Raw genomic sequence first — 21,830 nt, forward strand, 5'->3', positions numbered from 1 at the left:
GGCGTGCCGGTAATGGCGCACCGATTGAAGACACGAGGAAAGCATGAGCAAGCAGATTCTGATTCTCCCAGGTGATGGTATTGGTCCGGAAATCATGGCCGAAGCGGTCAAGGTTCTTACGCTTGCCAACGACAAGTACAGCCTGGGTTTCGAGCTGAGCCATGACGTGATCGGTGGCGCCGCCATCGACAAACACGGCGTGCCGCTGGCCGACGAAACCCTCGACCGTGCCCGTGCTGCCGACGCCGTGCTGCTGGGCGCCGTGGGCGGCCCGAAATGGGACACCATCGAGCGCGACATCCGCCCTGAGCGCGGCCTGCTGAAAATCCGTGCGCAACTGGGCCTGTTCGGCAACCTGCGTCCGGCGATTCTCTACCCGCAGTTGGCCGACGCGTCGAGCCTGAAGCCGGAAATCGTTGCCGGTCTGGACATCCTGATCGTCCGTGAGCTGACCGGCGGCATCTACTTCGGCGCGCCTCGTGGCACCCGCACGCTTGAAAACGGCGAGCGTCAGGCCTACGACACCCTGCCGTACAGCGAAAGCGAAATCCGCCGCATCGCCCGTGTCGGTTTCGACATGGCCATGGTGCGCGGCAAGAAGCTGTGCTCGGTGGACAAGGCCAACGTGCTGGCGTCCAGCCAACTGTGGCGTGAAGTGGTCGAGCAGGTGGCCAAGGATTACCCAGAGGTCGAGCTGAGCCACATGTACGTCGACAACGCCGCCATGCAACTGGTGCGCGCACCGAAGCAGTTCGACGTGATCGTGACCGACAACCTGTTTGGCGACATTCTGTCCGACGAAGCGTCGATGCTCACCGGCTCCATCGGCATGTTGCCGTCCGCTTCGCTGGACTCCAACAACAAGGGCATGTACGAGCCTTGCCACGGCTCGGCGCCGGACATCGCAGGCAAAGGCATCGCCAACCCCTTGGCGACCATTCTGTCGGTATCGATGATGCTGCGTTACAGCTTCAATCTGCACGACGCGGCCGATGCCATCGAAAAAGCCGTCAGCGTGGTGCTGGATCAAGGTCTTCGCACCGGTGACATCTATTCGGCCGGTTGCACCAAAGTCGGTACGCAGGAAATGGGTGACGCAGTAGTCGCCGCGCTGCGGAATCTGTAATCTCTCGGGCCCGCTGCGAAATTCAATACAAAGCAGCGGCCCACTTTTCAAAAAGGTGTAGTTGCGATGAAACGTGTAGGTCTGATCGGTTGGCGCGGGATGGTCGGTTCCGTGCTCATGCAGCGGATGCTGGAAGAGCAGGATTTCGATCTAATCGAGCCGGTGTTTTTCACCACGTCCAATGTCGGTGGCCAAGGCCCGTCTGTGGGCAAGGACATTGCTCCGCTCAAGGATGCTTACAGCATTGATGAGCTGAAGACCCTCGACGTGATTCTGACCTGCCAGGGCGGCGACTACACCAGCGAAGTGTTCCCGAAGCTGCGCGAAGCCGGCTGGCAGGGCTACTGGATCGACGCGGCTTCCAGCCTGCGCATGAACGATGACGCGGTCATCATTCTCGATCCGGTCAACCGCAAGGTCATCGACCAGCAACTGGATGCAGGCACCAAGAACTACGTCGGCGGCAACTGCACCGTCAGCCTGATGCTCATGGGGCTGGGCGGTCTGTTTGAGGCGGGTCTGGTCGAGTGGATGAGCGCCATGACCTATCAGGCCGCTTCTGGTGCCGGTGCGCAGAACATGCGTGAGCTGATCAAGCAGATGGGCGCGACCCACGCCGCTGTCGCCGATCAACTGGCCGACCCGGCGAGCGCGATTCTCGACATCGACCGTCGTGTGGCCGAAGCCATGCGCAGCGACGCGTACCCGACCGAGAACTTCGGCGTACCGCTGGCCGGCAGCCTGATCCCGTGGATCGACAAGGAACTGCCGAACGGCCAGAGCCGTGAAGAATGGAAGGCCCAGGCCGAGACCAACAAGATTCTGGGTCGCTTCAAGAGCCCGATTCCGGTCGATGGCATCTGCGTGCGCATCGGCGCCATGCGTTGCCACAGCCAGGCGCTGACCATCAAGCTGAACAAAGACGTGCCGATCGCCGACATCGAAGGGCTTATCAGCCAGCACAACCCTTGGGTCAAACTGGTACCAAACCAGCGCGAGATCAGCATGCAGGAGCTGAGCCCGACCAAGGTCACTGGCACCCTGAATGTTCCGGTCGGTCGTCTGCGCAAATTGAACATGGGTTCGCAGTTCCTCGGCGCCTTCACCGTCGGCGACCAACTGCTGTGGGGCGCGGCTGAACCGCTGCGTCGCATGCTGCGGATCCTGCTGGAGCGTTGATCGCTTGAAGCCATGAAAGAGCCCGCCCCTTGTGAGAGGTGCGGGTTTTTTATGCCTGAATTTTTTCGGGTGACTGTGCCGGCCTTTTCGCGAGCAAGCCCCACATGGGAATGCATTTCAAGTGTGTGGGGGCTTGCTCGCGAAGGCATCCGGACGGCCACCACAAATCCCGCAGAAATTGCCTGCATGGCGGTCACCCGGTAAAGTGCCGCTCCCCCCGTTTCGCCAGAGGCCGCACCATGACCCAGACCCTAGATATTGCCGTGATCGGCGCCACCGGTACTGTCGGCGAAACCCTCGTACAGATTCTCGAAGAGCGCGACTTCCCGGTCGGCAACCTGCACCTGCTGGCCAGCAGCGAGTCTGCCGGCAGCTCTGTGCTGTTCCGTAACAAGAATGTGCGCGTGCGCGAAGTCGATGAGTTCGATTTCAGCAAGGTCAAACTGGTGTTCTTCGCCGCCGGCCCGGCCATCACCCTGAGCTACGCCGCTCGCGCCCATGCCGCCGGTTGCTCGCTGATCGACCTGTCCGGCGCCTTGTCGGCCGAGCAAGCGCCGCAAGTGGTGCCGGAAGCCAACGCCGATGTGCTTGCCGGTTTGAAAGCGCCGTTTCAGGTCAGCAGCCCGAGTCCGTCGGCTACCACGCTCGCCGTGGTGCTGGCGCCGCTGCGTGATCTGATCGACCTGCAATACGTGAATGTCACCGCCAATCTGGCCGTTTCCGCCCAGGGGCGCGAAGCGGTCAGCGAGTTGGCGCGACAGACTGCCGAACTGCTGAACATGCGTCCGCTGGAGCCCACGTTCTTTGACCGGCAGATGGCGTTCAATCTGCTGGCTCAGGTCGGCACGCCTGACGCAGCGGGCCATACGCTGCTGGAAAAACGTCTGGTGCGCGAGTTGCGTCAGGTGCTGGCCCAGCCTTTATTAAAGATTTCCGCAACTTGCGTTCAAGCCCCGGTGTTTTTTGGCGATAGCCTTAGCGTGACCTTGCAGTCAGCAAAGGCTGTCGACCTGGAAAAAATCAACGCTGCACTCGAAGATGCGCCGGGAATCGAGCTGGTTGAAGCCGGTGATTACCCGACAGCAGTCGGTGATGCGGTAGGGCAGGACGTTGTCTATGTCGGTCGCGTGCGCAGTGGTGTCGACGACCCGGCGGAACTTAATCTGTGGCTGACGTCAGATAACGTACGCAAAGGTGCAGCCCTTAACGCTGTGCAGGTGGCTGAATTGTTGATAAAAGACCTGCTGTAAAAGATACTTGGCAACAATTTGTCGACCGATTCTAGGTGAGCGCTATGCTTGCCCGAAGCGCTTGACGACGTGTCACCCTCCGGGACCTTCCGGGGCATCAATGAAATGATCGCGCGCGGCATCTGTCGTCGTCGCGCGCAATGCCTTACGGCAGCGGCAATCAACATCTTCTCGCTGGCCGAGGAACGTTCAAACAAAGGATGAGGCTATGGTTCAAGTTCGCAAACTGGTGTTAGCAATAGCGGCCGCCTCGGCGCTGTCCTCCGGTATGGCGCATGCCCTCGGGCTCGGGGAGCTGACCCTGAAGTCGACCCTGAACCAGCCGCTGATGGCCGAGATCGAGTTGCTCGACGTCAAGGATCTCACCGCGGCCGAAGTGGTGCCGAGCCTGGCTTCCCCTGAAGATTTCGCCAAGGCCGGCGTCGATCGTCAGGCCTTTCTAAACGATCTGACCTTCACCCCGGTGCTCAACGCCAGCGGCAAAAGCGTACTGCGCGTGACGTCGAGCAAGCCGTTGTCGGAGCCGATGGTCAAATTCCTCGTGCAGGTGATGTGGCCCAATGGCCGTCTGCTGCGCGATTACAGCGTGTTGCTCGATCCGTCGAAGTTCTCGCCGCAGACCGCTGACGCCGCCACGCAACCGGCGCCGTCGCAAACCATCACCGCGCCGACCACTGGCGCAACGCATCCTGCCCAGTACACCACGACGCCACGCGATACCTTGTGGGAAATCGCGGCAAAGGCGCGCAACGGTGGTTCGGTGCAGCAGACCATGCTGGCGATTCAGGCGCTTAACCCGGACGCGTTCATTGGCGGCAACATTAACCTGCTGAAAACCGGTCAGGTGCTGCGCTTGCCGGACTCGGTGCAAAGCACTGCGCTGCCGCAGTCCAGGGCCATCGCTGAAGTTGCAGCGCAGAACGAAGCCTGGCGTCAGGGGCGTCGCTATGTGGCCAAGCCTGGCACCGGCCAGCAACAGCTTGATGCGACCAAGCGTGGTCGCGCCAATACCGGTATTGCGCCGAATGCCGAAGACAAGCTGAGCCTGGTTTCGGCCGAAAGCGCGAAGGCGCGCGGTAAAGGCCCGGCAGGCGATGCCAAGGCCTTGAGCGATAAGCTTGCGGTCACTCAGGAAAGCCTCGACACGACTCGTCGTGACAATGAGGAACTGAAAAGCCGCATGGCCGATCTGCAAAGCCAACTGGACAAGCTGCAACGCCTGATCGAGCTGAAGAACAATCAACTGGCGAAAATGCAGGCCGAAGGGCCTGGCGCTGCGCCAGCCGTGAATCCTGCTGTTGCACCGGTGCCGGCCATCACCGCCGAGTTGGCTGCTACGCCTGCAGAAGCTGCATCGGCCTCTCCGACCCCGGAATCGGCTATTGCGCCGCCGGTTGATACGCCGACTGAGACTCCAATTGTCGAGCCGAAACCGGCTGTCGATGACGAGAAGACATTCAACGAACTGCTGACCAATCCGGTCCTGCTGGGCCTGGTTGGTGGTGGTGCCGTCGTTCTGCTGCTCTTGCTGCTGTTGTTGGCCCGTCGCCGCAAAGCCCAGCAAGAAGCCGATAAGCATGTGCGCATGGCCCGCGCTCTGGCCGATGAACAAGACTTCTCCGCCGAGCAGGATCTGCCGGAAAGCAGCTTCGAAGGTCTGGAAGTGCCTGCTGCGAGCGTCAAACTCAATACGCCGGCTCCAGCGCCAACTCCAGCGCCAGTAGTGGCGCCTATCGTGATGGCCGAACCTATTGCCGCGCCACTGGTTGCGCCGGCAGCCGAGCGTTCTGACGATGTGTTGGACAAGGCGCAGTCGCACATCAGTGCCGGTCGCCTGAACCAGGCTGCTGCGTTGCTGGAAGAGGGCGTCAGCCTCGAGCCGCAGCGCAGTGACCTGCGTCTGAAGTTGATGGAAGTCTACGGTCAGCAGGGCGACCGCGATGCGTTCGTGGGGCAGGAGCGTCAATTGGTGGCCAATGGCGACAACTTCGCCAAGGTCGAAGAACTGAAAAGTCGCTTCCCGGCCATGGCGGTAGCGGTTACGGCTGGTCTGGCGGCTGCCGCTGTCGCCGCCGAACTGGATGCACAATACGTCAAGGACTTGCTGCTGGATGAGCCGCAAGAGCCCGCACCGGCATCTGTGGAAGATGATCTGGACAGCACGTTTGACCTGAGTCTGGATGACCTCGACAACATTACCCCGGTGGCGCCTGCACCCGTCGTTGAGCCGCAAGCGCCCGTTGAACTCGACGAATTCCCGTCAGACGACGACCTGAGTTTTGAATCGGTGCTGCAACAGCAGACCGACATCAAAGAGAACCTGGATGACCTGTCGGATTTCGATCTGGATCTGGATCTTGGTGCCGAGCCAGCCCCGTCCACGGCCGCATTGGCCGATGACGACTTCCTGCTGGATCTTGATGAAGGAGTGAAGGACCTGCCGCCGGTCGAGCCGCCGGTCGTTGCTGACGTGCCGCAGGATGATCTGGAGCTGCCAGCCGATTTCGATCTGTCGCTGTCTGACGAGATGGATAGCAATCCAGCCGCTGAACCGGATGCGTTCGCTGCCGAACTCGATGACGTCAATGCCGAGCTGGATCGTCTGTCGCAGAGCATTGCCGAGCCAACGTTCACCGAAGCTGATGCGGCGCTGGGTGGGGATCTGGGCGAAGACGATTTCGATTTCCTCGCCGGCACCGACGAGGCGGCGACCAAGCTTGATCTGGCCCAGGCCTACATCGATATGGGCGACAGCGACGGCGCCCGTGACATTCTCAACGAGGTGTTGACCGAGGGTGACGAGAAGCAGCGCGGCGAAGCCAGGGAAATGCTGTCGAACCTGGTTTGATTCAGCCATTAGCGGTAAACAAAGCGGCAGCCCATTGAGGCTGCCGTTTTTGTTTGGGTTGGATTCGGCGGTGCTTGATTGGCCGTCTTCGCGAGCGAGCCTGCTCCCAGCGTTGGAATGCATTTCAATGGTGTGCGGGCTTGCTTGCGAAGAGGCTGGGCCGGTCGGCAGAGAACTCACTGGCATCCCCGGTTTACAGCCTTATAATGCCCGCCTTTGCAAAAACAGCAGGCTGTCCCACCTTGGCAAACATAGATAACCCGGTCGCCGAAATGGCGCCCGACGGCTTTTACCGCATCGCGCTGGGCGTTGAATACAAAGGCTCGCGCTACAGTGGCTGGCAGCGTCAGTCCACCGGTGTGGCTACAGTGCAGGAAGCCCTCGAAAAAGCTTTGTCGAAAGTCGCCAACTCGCCGGTTTCGCTACAGTGCGCCGGGCGTACCGACGCGGGCGTACATGCCTGTGGACAGGTGGTGCATTTCGACACTCAAGTCGATCGCTCGCTCAAAGCCTGGGTGATGGGCGCCAACATTAACCTGCCCCACGACATCAGTGTCAGTTGGGCCAAGGTGATGCCGGCGCACTTTCATGCGCGGTTCAAAGCCATCGCCCGGCGTTATCGCTATGTGATCTACAACGATCAGATCCGTCCGGCGCATCTCAACGAAGAAATCACCTGGAATCACCGTCCGCTGGATGTCGAACGCATGGCCGAGGCCGCGCAATACCTGATCGGCACCCATGATTTCAGCGCGTTTCGTGCCGGTCAGTGCCAGGCCAAGTCGCCAATCAAGAAGATGCATCACCTGCGCGTGACCCGTCACGGCAAGATGATCGTGCTCGATATCCGCGCCAATGCTTTCCTGCACCACATGGTGCGCAACATCGCTGGCGTGCTGATGACCATCGGCGCGGGCGAGCGCCCGGTTGAATGGATGAAGGAAGTGCTGGAAAGCCGCGAACGTCGTTCCGGTGGTGTGACGGCGCATCCGTATGGTCTGTATCTGGTGCAGGTCGAGTACCACGATGAGTTCCCGTTGCCCGAGCGTTTTATCGGGCCACACTTCCTGACGGGTTTCTCGGAACTTGACGGCTGACGCCCTCGAACGCTTTTGTTACCATCCGGGACTTTCCCGGATTTGCCTCGGAGTTTTTATCGACATGTCAGCCGTTCGCAGCAAGATTTGCGGGATTACCCGCATGGAAGACGCGTTGGCTGCTGTTGAGGCCGGGGCGGATGCGATCGGATTCGTGTTCTACGCCAAGAGCCCGCGCGCGGTGACCGTGCAGCAGGTGCGGGCGATCATCAAGTCATTGCCGCCATTTGTGACCACGGTGGGCCTGTTCGTCAACGCCAGTCGCTGCGAGCTGGGGGAAATCCTCGATGCCGTGCCGCTGGATCTGTTGCAGTTCCATGGTGATGAACCGGCGCATGAGTGCGAAAGCTGGCATCGTCCTTACATCAAGGCATTGCGGGTCAAGGCCGGTGACGACATTGCTGGCGCCTGCAACGCCTATCCGACCGCCAGCGGCGTGCTGCTCGACACCTATGTCGAGGGGGTGCCCGGTGGAACCGGCGAGGCGTTCGACTGGTCATTGATTCCTCGGGGGTTGAGCAAGCCGCTGATTCTGGCGGGCGGGCTGACCCCCGAGAACATTGCAGACGCCGTGGCGCGGGTTCGGCCTTACGCGGTGGACGTCAGCGGTGGGGTAGAAGCGAGCAAAGGCATCAAGGATCATGCAAAGATTCGGGCGTTCATCAACGCTGTACGCAAAGCGCCATATTGATGTGACGGCTGGCAGTCTGCCGCCGTCCATCAATGCACTTGCACAAAGCAGGCGAGGCTGAGGGTTTTTGGGTTGTACGAAGGTCAGTTTTGCTGGCCCGGCGCCCCACCAATCATCGCCACACACATGAATTTAGCTGAAGGGCATACGCGGGGCTGCGAACCAGAGCGTTCGGGCCGCCGGTACTGGAGAAAGAAAGCATGAGCAACTGGTTAGTAGACAAACTGATCCCTTCGATCATGCGCTCGGAGGTCAAGAAGAGCTCGGTGCCTGAAGGTCTGTGGCACAAATGCCCGTCCTGCGAGGCTGTGCTGTACCGTCCGGAGCTGGAAAAGACCCTGGACGTTTGCCCCAAGTGCAACCACCACATGCGCATCGGCGCACGGGCGCGCATCGACATCTTCCTCGATGCCGAAGGTCGCAATGAACTGGGCGCCGATCTGGAGCCGGTTGACCGTCTTAAATTCCGCGACGGCAAGAAGTACAAGGATCGCCTGACCGCTGCTCAAAAGCAGACCGGTGAAAAAGACGCACTGATTTCCGTAAGCGGCACCCTGCTGGGTATGCCGGTGGTGGTTTCGGCGTTTGAATTCAGCTTCATGGGCGGTTCCATGGGCGCCATCGTCGGTGAGCGTTTCGTGCGTGCTGCCAACTACGCGCTGGAAAATCGTTGCCCGATGATCTGCTTCGCCGCCTCCGGTGGTGCGCGTATGCAGGAAGCGCTGATCTCGCTGATGCAGATGGCCAAGACTTCCGCTGTGCTGGCGCGTCTGCGTGAAGAGGGCATCCCGTTCATCTCCGTGCTGACCGATCCGGTCTACGGCGGCGTTTCAGCCAGTCTGGCCATGCTAGGCGACGTGATCGTTGGCGAACCGAAGGCCCTGATCGGTTTCGCCGGCCCGCGCGTTATCGAGCAGACCGTGCGCGAAAAACTGCCGGAAGGCTTCCAGCGTAGCGAGTTCTTGCTGGAACACGGTGCAATCGACATGATCATCCACCGTCAGGAACTGCGCCCACGTCTGGGTAACCTGCTGGCACAAATGACCGGCAAGCCGACGCCGGTGTTCGTCGCAGCGCCAATCGAGCCAATCGTGGTTCCGCCGGTGCCTGCCAACCTATGACCGAGCGCACCCTTGGCGAGTGGCTCGCCTACCTTGAGCAGTTGCATCCCTCGGCCATCGACATGGGGCTGGAGCGTTCGCAACAGGTAGCGTCCCGCATGGGGCTGGGCCAGCCGGCGCCCAGGGTGATTACGGTTGCCGGCACTAACGGCAAGGGTTCAACCTGCGCTTTTGTGGCTTCTTTGCTGCGGGCACAGGGCCTGAGCGTTGGTGTCTACAATTCTCCGCACCTGCTGCGTTATAACGAACGGGTGCAACTCAATGGCGTCGAAGCCACTGATTCGCAGTTGTGCCAGGCTTTTGCTGCCGTAGAGGCTGGGCGCGGCGACACTTCTCTGACTTACTTCGAAATGGGCACCCTCGCGGCGTTCTGGCTGTTTCAGCGGGCCGGGCTTGACGCTGTGGTGCTTGAGGTCGGTCTGGGCGGGCGTCTGGATACGGTCAATGTGGTGGACGCCGATATTGCACTGGTGACCAGCATTGGTGTTGATCACGCCGACTATCTGGGTGATACACGCGAGTCTGTGGCCTTCGAGAAGGCCGGTATCTTCCGCCAGGGCAAGCCGGCCTTGTGTGGCGACCTCAATCCTCCGCAACCGCTACTCGACAAGGCTCGCGAACTGGCGTGCCCGTTCTTCCTGCGTGGGCGTGACTTCGACCTGGGCATCACTGATCGGTACTGGCAGTGGCGCGGGACTGACGCGCAGGGCTGTGTTGTCGAGTTGCACGATCTGCCACTGCTCGATCTGCCGATGGAAAACGCCGCGCTGGCGTTGCAGGCTTATTTATTGCTCGGTTTGCCGTGGAATGCGCCGCAGATCGCGGCGGCCTTGCAGGCGACGCGTGTGGTTGGGCGTCTGGATCGCCGTCCGTTCGAGTGGAACGGCAAGCGCCTGAACCTGTTGCTGGATGTCGGTCACAATCCGCATGCGGCCGAGTATCTGGCTCGTCGCCTGGCTTCGCGGCCTCCGGTTGGCAAACGTCTGGCGGTATTCGGCTTGCTGGCGGACAAGGATCTGGAGGGTGTTGTCGGCGAATTGAATGCTAGTGTCGAGCACTGGGCTGTGGCGCCGCTCGATTCGCCACGTGCTCGCCCGGTGAATGAATTACATGCGGCATTGCAGAACCTTGGCGCATCCGTCACGTCATACGATAGTGTCGCCGCCGCTCTGGAAGGGCAGTGCGCTGTGGCCACAAGCGACGACGAGATTCTGTTGTTCGGATCATTTTATTGTGTCGCCGAGGCCCTTGAATGGCTGGTCCGGCGCTCCACGGAGGAAGCGGCAAATGGCTTTGCTGGATAAAGCGTACAAACAGCGCATGGTCGGCGCTCTGGTGTTGGTGGCGCTGGCGGTGATTTTCCTGCCGATGCTGTTTTCCCGGCAGGATGAGCAGCGCCAGGTCACGGTTGATGCGCCGGCTGCTCCGCAAGCGCCTGCCGTGACGCCAGTGCAGTTGGAGCCGGTTGCCGTGCCTGAGCCGCAAGACTTGCCGCAAGAGCCTGTGCCAAGTGATGAAGAGGTCGCCGAGCAATCGGCGCCTTCTGCGCCGATTTCACCGGCACCTGTGGCTTCGGTGCCAGTCGCCAAGCCGACTCCGGCACCCGTGGCCAAGCCGATTCCTGCGCCTTCTCAGCCTATTGCTGCAGCGCCGACCAAGCCTGACACCACGCAGAGTCGTGTCGATGCCAATGGTCTGTCGGTGAGCTGGTCGGTGCAACTGGCTAGCCTGTCGAGCCGTGCCAATGCCGAAAGCCTGCAGAAAACCCTGCGCAGCCAAGGGTACAACGCCTACATCCGTTCTGCCGATGGCAAGAATCGGGTGTTCGTCGGGCCTCTGATCGAGCGCGCTGAGGCCGATCGTCTGCGTGATTTGTTGAGTCGCCAGCAGAACCTCAAGGGTTTTGTCGTGCGCTTCCAGCCTGAGCGCGGTTAAAAACTATCACGCTGATTGAAAAGCACTGACAATCGCAGCTTACCGACAGCCATGCGCTCTGCTAAAATGCGCCGCCTTATCCGTCTGTAGGCTGCACTGTGCCATTTACCTGGGTTGACTGGGCGATCGTTGCAATCATCGCCATCTCCGCTTTGATCAGTTTGAGCCGCGGCTTCGTCAAGGAAGCATTATCGCTGGTGACCTGGATCATCGCAGGAGCTGTCGCCTGGATGTTCGGTGGCTCACTGTCCGAGTACCTCGCCGGATACATCGAAACCCCATCGGCCCGCGTGATCGCGGGCTGTGCCATCATGTTTGTCGCCACACTCATCGTGGGCGCAATGATCAATTATCTTATCGGCGAGTTGGTTCGCGTCACCGGGTTATCCGGGACCGATCGATTCCTCGGCATGGCCTTCGGCGCTGCGCGTGGCGTGTTGCTGGTGGTCGTGGCGGTCGGGCTGTTGAGCCTGGGGCCGGTACAGCAGGACGGGTGGTGGAAAGAATCACAGCTCGTGCCAAAGTTTCTATTGGTCGCCGACTGGTCCAAAAACCTGATTCTCGGGTGGAGCAGTCAGTGGCTTGCCAGCGGAATCAGCGTACCCGCTGATATTCCGTTCAAGGAGCAGCTCTTGCCGTCGGCCAAAACGCCGCAGTGAGTGTTGTTCAGTTCAGATCCATAAAGTAGGGGTTGCGTCGCATGTGTGGCATCGTCGGTATCGTCGGTAAGTCGAACGTCAATCAGGCGCTGTATGACGCGCTAACCGTGCTCCAGCACCGCGGCCAGGACGCTGCCGGTATCGTGACCAGCCATGATGGCCGGTTGTTCTTGCGCAAGGATAATGGTCTGGTGCGTGACGTGTTTCATCAGCGTCACATGCAGCGCCTGGTCGGCCATATGGGTATCGGTCATGTTCGCTACCCGACTGCGGGCAGCTCGACTTCGGCCGAAGCTCAGCCGTTTTACGTCAACTCGCCTTACGGCATCACCTTGGCGCATAACGGCAACCTGACCAACGTTGAGCAGTTGGCCAAAGAGATCTACGAATCCGATCTGCGTCACGTCAACACCAGTTCCGACTCGGAAGTGCTGTTGAACGTTTTCGCTCACGAGCTGGCCCAGCGCGGCAAGCTTCAGCCGACCGAAGAAGACGTGTTTGCCGCTGTCACCGACGTGCACAACCGTTGCGTTGGCGGTTACGCCGTCGTGGCAATGGTGACCGGTTACGGCATTGTCGGTTTCCGTGACCCGCATGGTATTCGCCCGATCGTATTCGGCCAGCGTCACACCGACGAAGGCGTCGAATACATGATCGCCTCGGAAAGCGTTTCCCTGGACGTGCTCGGATTCACTCTGATTCGCGACCTGGCACCGGGCGAAGCGGTCTACATCACTGAAGACGGCAAGCTGCACACCCGTCAGTGCGCGACCAACCCGTCCCTGACTCCGTGCATCTTCGAACACGTCTACCTGGCGCGTCCGGACTCGATCATTGATGGTGTGTCGGTTTACAAGGCCCGTCTGCGCATGGGTGAGAAGCTCGCCGAGAAGATCCTGCGCGAGCGTCCAGAGCACGACATCGATGTGGTTATCCCGATCCCCGACACCAGTCGCACTGCAGCGCTTGAGCTGGCTAACCATCTGGGCGTGAAGTTCCGCGAAGGTTTCGTCAAGAACCGTTACATCGGTCGTACTTTCATCATGCCGGGTCAGGCTGCCCGCAAGAAGTCGGTACGCCAGAAGCTCAATGCCATTGAGCTGGAATTCCGCGGCAAGAACGTGATGCTGGTCGACGACTCGATTGTTCGTGGCACCACTTGCAAGCAGATCATCCAGATGGCCCGCGAAGCCGGCGCGAAAAACGTCTACTTCTGCTCGGCCGCTCCAGCAGTGCGATTCCCGAACGTGTACGGTATCGACATGCCAAGTGCTCATGAATTGATCGCTCACAACCGTTCGACTCAGGATGTGGCTGATCTGATCGGTGCTGACTGGCTGATCTATCAGGACTTGCCTGACTTGATCGAAGCGGTCGGCGGCGGCAAGATCAAGATCGAAAACTTCGATTGCGCGGTGTTCGACGGCAAGTACGTCACTGGCGACGTCGACGAGGCTTATCTGGACAAGATCGAACAGGCACGCAACGATGCCTCGAAGGTCAAGACCCAAGCGGTCAGTGCGATCATCGATCTGTACAACAACTGAGTTTCTACCGGCCCTGAGGGGCCGGTTTTGTATCTGGCAAAAGACTTCCATTTATTCAGCGCAGGGCAAGGAGTGACAGCATGAGTCAGGAATGGGATGCCGGTCGGCTTGATAGCGACCTCGAAGGCGTAGCGTTCGATACCCTGGCCGTACGTGCCGGTCAGCACCGTACGCCGGAAGGTGAGCACGGTGATCCGATGTTTTTTACGTCCAGCTACGTGTTCCGCACCGCTGCCGACGCGGCTGCGCGGTTTGCTGGTGAAGTGCCGGGCAACGTCTACTCGCGTTACACCAACCCCACGGTGCGCGCGTTTGAAGAGCGCATTGCGGCGCTGGAAAGCGCCGAGCAGGCTGTTGCGACCGCCACGGGTATGGCCGCGATCATGGCGGTGGTGATGAGTCTGTGCAGTGCCGGCGATCATGTTCTGGTATCGCGCAGTGTGTTCGGTTCGACCATCAGCCTGTTCGAGAAGTACTTCAAGCGTTTCGGCGTTGAAGTCGATTACGTACCCTTGGCCGAACTTTCGGCTTGGGAGGCGGCGATCAAGCCCAATACCAAATTACTGTTCGTCGAGTCGCCCTCCAATCCGCTGGCTGAGTTGGTGGATATCACCGCGCTGGCGCAAATCGCTCACGCCAAGGGCGCTATGCTGGTGGTCGATAACTGCTTCTGCACGCCTGCGTTGCAGCAGCCATTGAAGCTCGGTGCGGACATCGTCGTGCACTCGGCGACCAAATTCATCGACGGCCAGGGCCGTTGCATGGGCGGCGTGGTGGCTGGTCGTAGCGAGCAGATGAAAGAGGTCGTCGGTTTCCTGCGTACCGCCGGGCCAACCCTGAGCCCGTTCAACGCGTGGATCTTCCTCAAAGGTCTGGAAACCCTGAACCTGCGGATGAAGGCCCACTGTGCCAACGCGCAACAACTGGCTGAATGGCTGGAGCAGCAGGAGGGCATCGAAAAAGTCCATTACGCCGGTCTCAAGAGCCATCCGCAGCACGAGTTGGCCCAGCGCCAGCAGAAGGGGTTCGGTGCCGTGGTGAGTTTCGAGGTCAAGGGTGGCAAAGAGGGCGCCTGGCGTTTTATTGATGCAACCCGGTTGATCTCGATTACCGCCAACCTCGGCGACAGCAAAACCACCATCACGCACCCGAGCACCACCTCTCACGGCCGACTCGCGCCGCAGGAGCGTGAAGCAGCAGGCATCCGCGACAGTCTCATCCGCATCGCCGTAGGGCTGGAAGACGTGGTCGACCTGCAAGCCGACCTGGCGCGCGGTCTGGCGGCGTTGTGATCGAGTTGTCCACTCTGAAAGCGGGGACCCATGGCCGTGTTGCGCTGGTCACGGGTGCCGCGCGAGGAATCGGCCTGGGCATCGCTGCCTGGCTGATCAGCGAAGGCTGGCAGGTCGTGCTGACGGATCTTGATCGGTCGCGTGGGTCGAAAGTGGCGAAAGTGCTGGGCGAGAACGCCTGGTTCATCGCCATGGACGTGGCGCAGGAAAGCCAGGTCGCGCTGGGCGTGGCTGAGGTGTTGGGGCAGTTTGGGCGTCTCGATGCGCTGGTGTGCAATGCGGCGGTCGCTGATCCGCACAACATCACCCTGGAAAGCCTGGATCTGGCTTACTGGAATAGGGTGCTGGCGGTGAATCTCAGTGGGCCGATGTTGCTGGCCAAGCATTGTGCTCCTTATCTGCGAGCGCACAACGGCTCGATCGTCAATCTGGCGTCGACCCGTGCCGGGCAGTCCGAGCCGGATACCGAGGCATATGCGGCGAGCAAGGGCGGTCTGTTGGCGTTGACGCATGCGCTGGCTATCAGCCTCGGGCCAGAGATTCGCGTCAATGCAGTCAGTCCGGGCTGGATCGATGCGCGCGATCCTTGCGCGCGTCGCGCCGAACCGCTGGCCGATACCGATCATGCCCAACATCCGGCGGGCAGGGTAGGGACGGTCGAGGATGTGGCGGCGATGGTGGCGTGGCTGCTGTCGCGCAATGCCGGATTTGTCACCGGGCAGGAGTTCGTGGTCGATGGCGGTATGACCAAGAAGATGATTTACGCGCAGTGAAAGCCAGCTTCAAGCTGTAAGTCAAAGCACGGCAGTGAGGCGCCTGGTGTATGTGTTCTTGCTTTTGCTTGTTGCTCGACACTTATCGCTGAAAGCTGTTTTTGAAAAAAACTTCAATCCTGCTATTGACTTAGGTTCACTACCTGCGTAAATTTCGCGGCCTCGGAGATGCAAACGGGTGATTAGCTCAGCTGGGAGAGCGTCTGCCTTACAAGCAGAATGTCGGCGGTTCGATCCCGTCATCACCCACCACTCCCCGAGAGACTTGCGTAAGCAAGAGCGTAGGCTGAAAGTGCCTGCACCGACGCGCAGCGGTAGTTCAGTCGGTTAGAATACCGGCCTGTCACGCCGGGGGTCGCGGGTTCGAGTCCCGTCCGCTGCGCCATATTTTACGAGTCAGGCATTGTCTGGTTCGCGATTGCAAAGCACCGAAGCTTTCAGTCAAAACGAGTTACTTGAGCGCAAGCTCAAAGCGATACGCAGCGGTAGTTCAGTCGGTTAGAATACCGGCCTGTCACGCCGGGGGTCGCGGGTTCGAGTCCCGTCCGCTGCGCCATATCTGTTTCAAGGACCACTGAACGCCTTGAAGCACCGAAAAAGCCGTTGGCTGATTCGGAAGCGATAGCAAAAACCCTGGTCGAAAGACCGGGGTTTTTTGTGTCTGAAATTTGACCTTTCCCGTTTGGCTTCTTTCAGTCGACCGATATTGAGCACAAATCCCTGTGGGAGCCTGCTGGCGATAGCGCCAGTGCAGCCAATATCTTTGGAAGATGCACATCACCATCGTGAGCAGGCTGTAAGCGCGCGGCCAGCTCACCTTCCGAACTCCAGTATTCGCAGTGTGCAAATGAAATCACTGAGTCGCTGCCGCAAAGCGGGCGTCCGTATAACCACGCGAGGCCTTTGAGCGCTTATACAGCGTAGCGAAATTCAGGACAGACCAAATCTTGCGATTTACTGCTGCGTTGGCATGCTGCGGTCTGTGTCGTGACGGCCATGATTAAGGTCGTATCTGGATGTGTCTCCAGCTTACCGGTCAGTATAGTCAACTCCATCCCGATGCCGGAGTGCCTGAAATTGGACAATACCCGTGAGCGATTGATTGACTCAGCGCTGAAGCTGTTTCTGTCGGAAGGTATATACATTACTGGTGTGATGGCCATCGCCGCGATGGCGGGTGTTACCAAGATGACGCTCTACAGCCATTTCCCCTCAAAGGATGCGCTGATCGTGGCTTGCCTCGAGAAGCGTGATCTGCGCTGGCGCGAAGAGGTCGCGCGCACTTTGGCAAGACAACCTGACCCTGTCAGTGGAATGCTCGCTTTTTTCGATCTGTATCAACGCTTTCTTTTGAAAGATAGCGGGCGCGGATGTCTGTTCGTCAACAGTGCGGCTGAATTCCCACAATTTAGCCACCCAGTGCATTTGGCTGTAAGCAGGCATAAGCAAGGGGTGCGCGAAAACCTTACTGCATTGGCCGTGAGTGCCGGTCTGAGCGACCCTCACGTAGTTGCTGAGGGGTTGTTTATCTTGCTGGAGGGTAGTTTTGTCACCGGCGCCATGGGCCAGGACGCGCAGGTATTCGACACTGCGCGGCAAATGGCTCATTGCTGGATCCGCAAGCAGGCTGGGCAGGAGCAAAGCGTATGACCCTTGGCTTGTTAGCGGCCATTGCTGCCACTTTTTCTTGGTCGCTGCTTTACATCTTTCCGGGGCTTGTCGGCGATTACAGTCTTTTTGATCTGGCTGTGGTGAGCTATGCCTTTGCCGGTTTGGGTAGTCTGTTAGTGCTGTTTGTTTACCGTGACGAAGTGCGGCAGTTGAGGCTGGGCGACTGGGCTTGCGCCGCACTGTTGGGCTTCCTGGGATACATCGGTTACTTCTTTCTGATTACCACTGCGGTCTTGGCAGCCGGGCCGGTGATCCCTCCGGTGATGATGGGGTCAGTGCCTATCGTGCTTGCGATTGCCGGCAACATGCGCAGCTCCAGCGTGCCTTGGCGCGCCATTTCCGGGCCGTTGTTGGTGGCGGCTTTAGGCATCAGTCTGGTCAACTTGAGCGTGTTTGATTTTGGTAGCGCCACGGTGGTGCTACCGACAACCTCGATAATGTTTGGGCTCCTGGCATCGTTGCTTGCAATCGGATTCTGGACGGGTTTTGGCCTGATAAATGAAAGTGCTTTGGCTCGACGCCCAAGTATGTCGCCCATGTTGTGGTCCGCCATGCTGATCTTCATGTGCAGCGTCGAAATGCTGGCTTTCATCCCGGCTGGGCTTTACTTGAAGTTGTCCCACTTCGCTAGCCATTCGGGCGGGTTGGCAGGTACTCAGGCGCTAATAGTCTGTGGATTAATTCAGGGCGTGGGAGCCACCCTTGCAGGTGCCTGGGCATGGTCAATCGCAACCCGGCGCCTACCTCTGGCGCTGAGCGGGCAATTGATCGCCAGCGGGACTATTTATGCAACTGCGATGGGTTTGCTCATCAACCAGCGCTGGCCCTCTCCTATGGAAGCGCTTGGGACAGGGTTGCTATTCGTTGGGGTGGTGTGGGCTATTCACGCCTTTTATCGCAGAAGAGCACATAGCGAGATGCATCGTTTAAAAACTGGCCTTTGACTAATGTGAATGTGTCGGTACGGGCATTTCAGGTACCTGCTTTGGATTGATTTGTACTGGGCGGACGCAGACAGCAGGCTCACCCCTGCAGAAGCTGGACAGCGTTTTGTCCAGTGACTTGCTGCGGCGCAAGGTCGCAGTAATTCTGATTCTTTAGTCAGATTTTTGTAACTGCTTGTTTGCCGCAGCCGCAGAAACCTTTAAAGTTAACCTTTCGGTCAGCTTTGCACTGTCAACACGGCTCTTGGCCTCGCCAGAAAGGGCTTCTGCAAGACTCGAGATTCCCAGTAGATAACCAGAAGGGTGGACTCATAACCGCCCAGAGGATGATCCATGTCCAACCGTGAAATATCCCGGCGCTCGTTCCTTCAGGGTGGGCTGGTGGCGGGAGTGAGCGTTACGCTCACGCCGCTCAGCAGTCAGGCGCTGGCTGCCTTGATGGAAAACAGCGTCACCGTGCCGTCCGAAAAGTGGCTCGGCAACAACGGCAAGGCGCGCCAGCGTAACGACGCCCTGTCCAAGGTCTGCGGCAGCAAGGTGTTTGCTCGCGACATCCGCTCCAGGGACATGCCGGGTTGGCCTGAGCAGCAAGGCCACGCCATGCTGCTCAAAACCATCAAGGCTGACCATATCTATAACGGTTACGACCTGTCGTGGCTGGGCGCCGATTTGCAGCCTGACCGCATCGTCACCGCTGCCGATCTGGACAAGGACGGTATCGTTTTCCCGGAAGAGCACGCGCCAGATCCACTTTTGCCTGAGGGCAAGGTGCCGATGTTCATCGGCCACCCGGTCGCTATCCTGATCTGGAACGACTTCGAGCGTTTTCGTCAGGCCAAGAACAAGCTCAAATTCAATGACAAAGCGATTCGTTACGGCGCCAAGGTGCCTTACTACGAAGGCGACCCCTACGGCAGCTTCCGCTACGTACGTGTGGGTGGCCCGACGTCGGCAGATGAAGATGAATTCGCCAGCCTCAAGGACTCGATCCTGTTCCCGATGCTGAAAAACCGTCGTCCGGTGTGGAATTCCCAGCCGAACCTGCACGGCAACCTGACCGAGCGCGGTTTGTTCTACGCCGACCGCATGAAGAAAGAGATCGATACGCCGCCGGATAACTGGCTGGTGTTCGACGAGCGTTACAAGACCCCATCGATCGAACCTGCCGCCATGGAGCCGGACAACGGGAACGGTTGGTACGACCCGGCCACCAAGACGCTGCACTTCGTGGTGGCGACCCAGTGCCCACTGGAAGCTGCGACCGAGACCGCGAAAATGATCGCGCCCTCGCGCTTCGGTCTGGCGAACCTGAACATGCACCCCGGTTACACCGTCGGTTACGGTTCCAAAGACCACAACATCTTCGTTTACTACGCAGCACTCGCTGCGCTTTACGGTGCCGGTGTGCCGGTGCGCCTGGCCAACGATCGCTACGAGCAATTCCAGAGCGGCATCAAGCGCCACCCGTTCGACATCCGCTACCAATTGGCCGTGGACAAGAACGATTACACCTTCAAGATTTTCCGCGCCGAAATGAGTGTCGACGGTGGCGGGCGGGTCAACTACAGCCCCTCGGTTGCGGCAGTTGGCGCCACGGCGGCGCAGTCGATCTATTACATGCCGCAGAACGATCTGCAGGTCACCGCTTATCACTCACGCGCTGTTGAGGCGGGCTCGATGCGCGGTTACGGCACGCTGCAAAGCATGGCGTCGACCGAAATGATGGTTGACGAAATTGCCAATCGGCTCGGCGTCGATGCGATCGATTTGCGCCGCAAGAACGCGTTGCGTTCGGGTATGAAGAACACTCAGGGCGCGATCCCGGCCGGTGCTCTGCGCCTGCACGAGATTCTCGACAAGGCCGCAGTGCACGAAGTCTGGAAAAACCGCGACGCCATCAAGAAGCAGCGCGAAGCAGATGATCCGGACAACTGGTACGGCGTCGGTTTCGCCATTTGTCAGAAAGACTTCGGCACCGGCTCCGAAGCACCGATGGCCAGTATCGAATTCACTGCCGAGGGGCGCATCACCCTGCGTCATATCGGCATTGAAATCGGCACCGGCATGTCGACTTCGCAAGCCCTGGTCGTCGCTGATTTCCTCGGTAGCCCTGCCCATGAAGTGAAGACCGGCGAAACCGAATGGAAGGAAATGCAGCTGATTACCAGCGGCAACCCTTACATCATGAGCCAGGCCGAGCAGGACAATCTGCTGCGCAACCCGCGTTGGGTCGGCAAGCTGGCTTCGGCTTCCTCGGCGACCAACTCGGCTTACTACTTCAGCCACGCAACCCGTGAGGCAGCGCGCGTGCTGTTCAACAACGGTTTGTGGCCGGCGGCCATGGAAATCTGGCGTCAGGGGCCTTACGGCGGTCAAGCCAACCCTTACGTCGTGCGTCGTGAAGACGCGCATTGGGTCGACGGCAAACTCACGGCCAACGGCATGCAGCCGTTGAGTTTCGAAGAGTTGGCCAAGCACGCTCATGAGCGCGGTCTGGTGACCGGCGCCACTGTTCATGCGTTCAACCGCTGGAGTTGGGCCGAGGCCGAATACAGCATCGACGGCGTGCGCGAGCGTTTGCCGCTTGACGGTCTGGCGGTGAAGTACGGCGATGGTGCGCCGAAGGCGAAGAAAGCGCTGATGAGCACGGCGGGTTTCCACCTGTTGGATCGCCAGAACATCAACTACCCGGTTGTTCAGTTGAACAACGCGGCGGTGACTTACTACAGCCCGGTCGCCACCCTGGTCGAGTTGAAGGTCAACAAAGGCTCGGCGCAAGTCGAAGTGCTCAACCATCATTCTTGGGTCGAATGCGGTCGGGTGTTGGTTGAAGAACTGGTCAAGGGGCAGCTCGAAGGTGGGGTCGCCATGGGTATTGGTCATGCGCTGATGGAAGAGATGCCGCTGTACGAGGGCGGGCCGGGGGAGGGTGACTGGAACTTCAACCGTTATCGCCTGCCAATGGCCCGGCACGTCGCGGTGTGGAAGCAGACGGCAGAGATTCTGCCACCGCTGTCACCCAGCGATCCGTCCAAAGGTATCGCTGAAGTGGTGATGATTCCGGTGGTCGGCGCCATTGGCAATGCCGTGGCGCACGCCATCGGTAAACGTGTTCGCGATCTGCCTATCACTGCTGCGCGCATCAAGGAGGCCCTCAATGGCTAACCGTCCGCTTCAACTGACCCTCAATGGTCAATCCGTCGGCCCGGTGGACATCCCTGATGACCTGCCGATGATCGACTACCTGCACGAATACAAAAACCTGACTGGCTCGCGTCTGGGCTGCGGCCAGGGTATTTGCCACGCTTGCGTGGTGATCGTCGATAACCCGGACGGCACCAGCGAAGAAGTGCGCACCTGCATTACCGGCGCGCATTACTTCGAAGGCAAGAAAGTCCGCACCATCGAATCGCACGCCAAGCGTGACGAGAGCGGGCAGGTCACCGAGCTGAATCCGATCCAGCAGCGCTTTGTTGATGAGTTCGCCTTCCAGTGCAGCTACTGCGCGCCGGGCTTCGTCAACGCCGCGACCGTGTTGGTGGAAAAGCTGCAACGCCAGCCAATCGTCCAAAGCAAACTCGAACAAGTCATCGAGGACAGCCTCGGTCATCACATATGCCGTTGCACCGGGTACGTGCGTTATTACAACGCGACCCGCAACGTGCTGACCGATCTCGGCCTGGTCAAGGAGGGTTAA

At 59.5% G+C, this 21,830-nt stretch carries 17 protein-coding genes and 3 tRNA genes; all 20 read left to right on the top strand.

The genetic code is table 11. The features are described from left to right. Positions 1-43: 43 nt before the first annotated feature. The 20 genes from leuB to AACY11_RS10080 all read left to right on the top strand — a co-directional run bounded on the left by leuB (position 44) and on the right by AACY11_RS10080 (position 21,830). Positions 44-1,126 (top strand): 3-isopropylmalate dehydrogenase, encoded by a 1,083-nt coding sequence (gene leuB, locus AACY11_RS09985; protein WP_064588354.1) that lies wholly within the window; start codon positions 44-46, stop codon positions 1,124-1,126. A gap of 66 nt (positions 1,127-1,192) precedes the next feature. Next, positions 1,193-2,305 carry an aspartate-semialdehyde dehydrogenase gene (gene asd / locus AACY11_RS09990; protein WP_339433425.1) on the top strand — a complete coding sequence of 371 codons (1,113 nt, stop codon included), beginning with the start codon at positions 1,193-1,195 and terminating at the stop codon, positions 2,303-2,305. A 239-nt stretch (positions 2,306-2,544) separates the two neighbouring features. After that, the gene (locus tag AACY11_RS09995; RefSeq protein WP_339433424.1) at positions 2,545-3,555 is read left to right on the top strand and encodes an aspartate-semialdehyde dehydrogenase; all 1,011 of its coding nucleotides are present in this window, start codon (positions 2,545-2,547) and stop codon (positions 3,553-3,555) included. Between the two features lie 208 nt (positions 3,556-3,763). Next, the gene (locus AACY11_RS10000; protein WP_339494588.1) at positions 3,764-6,403 is read left to right on the top strand and encodes a FimV/HubP family polar landmark protein; all 2,640 of its coding nucleotides are present in this window, start codon (positions 3,764-3,766) and stop codon (positions 6,401-6,403) included. Positions 6,404-6,675: 272 nt separating this feature from the next. Continuing rightward, entirely contained in the window at positions 6,676-7,500 is an 825-nt protein-coding gene (gene truA / locus AACY11_RS10005) for a tRNA pseudouridine(38-40) synthase TruA (protein WP_339433468.1), read from the top strand. A gap of 64 nt (positions 7,501-7,564) precedes the next feature. After that, complete coding sequence (locus AACY11_RS10010; protein WP_339494589.1) at positions 7,565-8,191, top strand: phosphoribosylanthranilate isomerase; 627 nt, start codon at positions 7,565-7,567, stop codon at positions 8,189-8,191. Between the two features lie 200 nt (positions 8,192-8,391). Next, a complete protein-coding gene (gene accD / locus AACY11_RS10015) occupies positions 8,392-9,312 on the top strand; it encodes an acetyl-CoA carboxylase, carboxyltransferase subunit beta (RefSeq protein WP_339433421.1) in 921 nt (306 codons plus the stop codon). After that, a complete protein-coding gene (folC, locus tag AACY11_RS10020; protein WP_339465524.1) occupies positions 9,309-10,616 on the top strand; it encodes a bifunctional tetrahydrofolate synthase/dihydrofolate synthase in 1,308 nt (435 codons plus the stop codon). The genes accD and folC overlap by 4 nt, the downstream gene beginning before the upstream one ends. Then, positions 10,600-11,247 (top strand): SPOR domain-containing protein, encoded by a 648-nt coding sequence (locus AACY11_RS10025; protein ID WP_339494590.1) that lies wholly within the window; start codon positions 10,600-10,602, stop codon positions 11,245-11,247. The genes folC and AACY11_RS10025 overlap by 17 nt, the downstream gene beginning before the upstream one ends. 98 nt (positions 11,248-11,345) lie before the next feature. Next, on the top strand, positions 11,346-11,906 hold the full coding sequence (locus AACY11_RS10030; RefSeq protein WP_039771589.1) for a CvpA family protein: 561 nt from the start codon (positions 11,346-11,348) through the stop codon (positions 11,904-11,906). Between the two features lie 41 nt (positions 11,907-11,947). Further along, positions 11,948-13,453: an amidophosphoribosyltransferase gene (gene purF, locus AACY11_RS10035; RefSeq protein ID WP_339433418.1), complete on the top strand. Its 1,506-nt coding sequence runs from the start codon at positions 11,948-11,950 to the stop codon at positions 13,451-13,453. An 80-nt stretch (positions 13,454-13,533) separates the two neighbouring features. Further along, positions 13,534-14,745: an O-succinylhomoserine sulfhydrylase gene (locus AACY11_RS10040; RefSeq protein ID WP_339433417.1), complete on the top strand. Its 1,212-nt coding sequence runs from the start codon at positions 13,534-13,536 to the stop codon at positions 14,743-14,745. Next, on the top strand, positions 14,742-15,518 hold the full coding sequence (locus AACY11_RS10045; RefSeq protein WP_339433416.1) for an SDR family oxidoreductase: 777 nt from the start codon (positions 14,742-14,744) through the stop codon (positions 15,516-15,518). Before AACY11_RS10040 ends, AACY11_RS10045 begins: the two co-directional genes overlap by 4 nt. A 176-nt stretch (positions 15,519-15,694) precedes the next feature. Further along, positions 15,695-15,770 (top strand) — tRNA-Val (locus tag AACY11_RS10050). Between the two features lie 56 nt (positions 15,771-15,826). After that, a tRNA-Asp gene (locus AACY11_RS10055) sits at positions 15,827-15,903 on the top strand. A gap of 94 nt (positions 15,904-15,997) precedes the next feature. Beyond that, positions 15,998-16,074, top strand: a tRNA-Asp gene (locus AACY11_RS10060). A 521-nt stretch (positions 16,075-16,595) separates the two neighbouring features. Beyond that, a complete protein-coding gene (locus AACY11_RS10065) occupies positions 16,596-17,168 on the top strand; it encodes a TetR/AcrR family transcriptional regulator (protein ID WP_339433415.1) in 573 nt (190 codons plus the stop codon). Continuing rightward, on the top strand, positions 17,165-18,133 hold the full coding sequence (locus tag AACY11_RS10070; protein WP_339433414.1) for a DMT family transporter: 969 nt from the start codon (positions 17,165-17,167) through the stop codon (positions 18,131-18,133). The genes AACY11_RS10065 and AACY11_RS10070 overlap by 4 nt, the downstream gene beginning before the upstream one ends. Positions 18,134-18,466: 333 nt before the next feature. Further along, complete coding sequence (locus tag AACY11_RS10075) at positions 18,467-21,298, top strand: xanthine dehydrogenase family protein molybdopterin-binding subunit (RefSeq protein ID WP_339494591.1); 2,832 nt, start codon at positions 18,467-18,469, stop codon at positions 21,296-21,298. Next, positions 21,291-21,830, top strand: a complete 540-nt coding sequence (locus AACY11_RS10080) for a (2Fe-2S)-binding protein (RefSeq protein ID WP_339433412.1) — start codon at positions 21,291-21,293, stop codon at positions 21,828-21,830. Before AACY11_RS10075 ends, AACY11_RS10080 begins: the two co-directional genes overlap by 8 nt.

The sequence above is a fragment of the Pseudomonas sp. RA_105y_Pfl2_P56 genome (assembly GCF_963970845.1).
GTDB classification, from domain to species: Bacteria; Pseudomonadota; Gammaproteobacteria; order Pseudomonadales; family Pseudomonadaceae; genus Aquipseudomonas; species Aquipseudomonas baetica_A.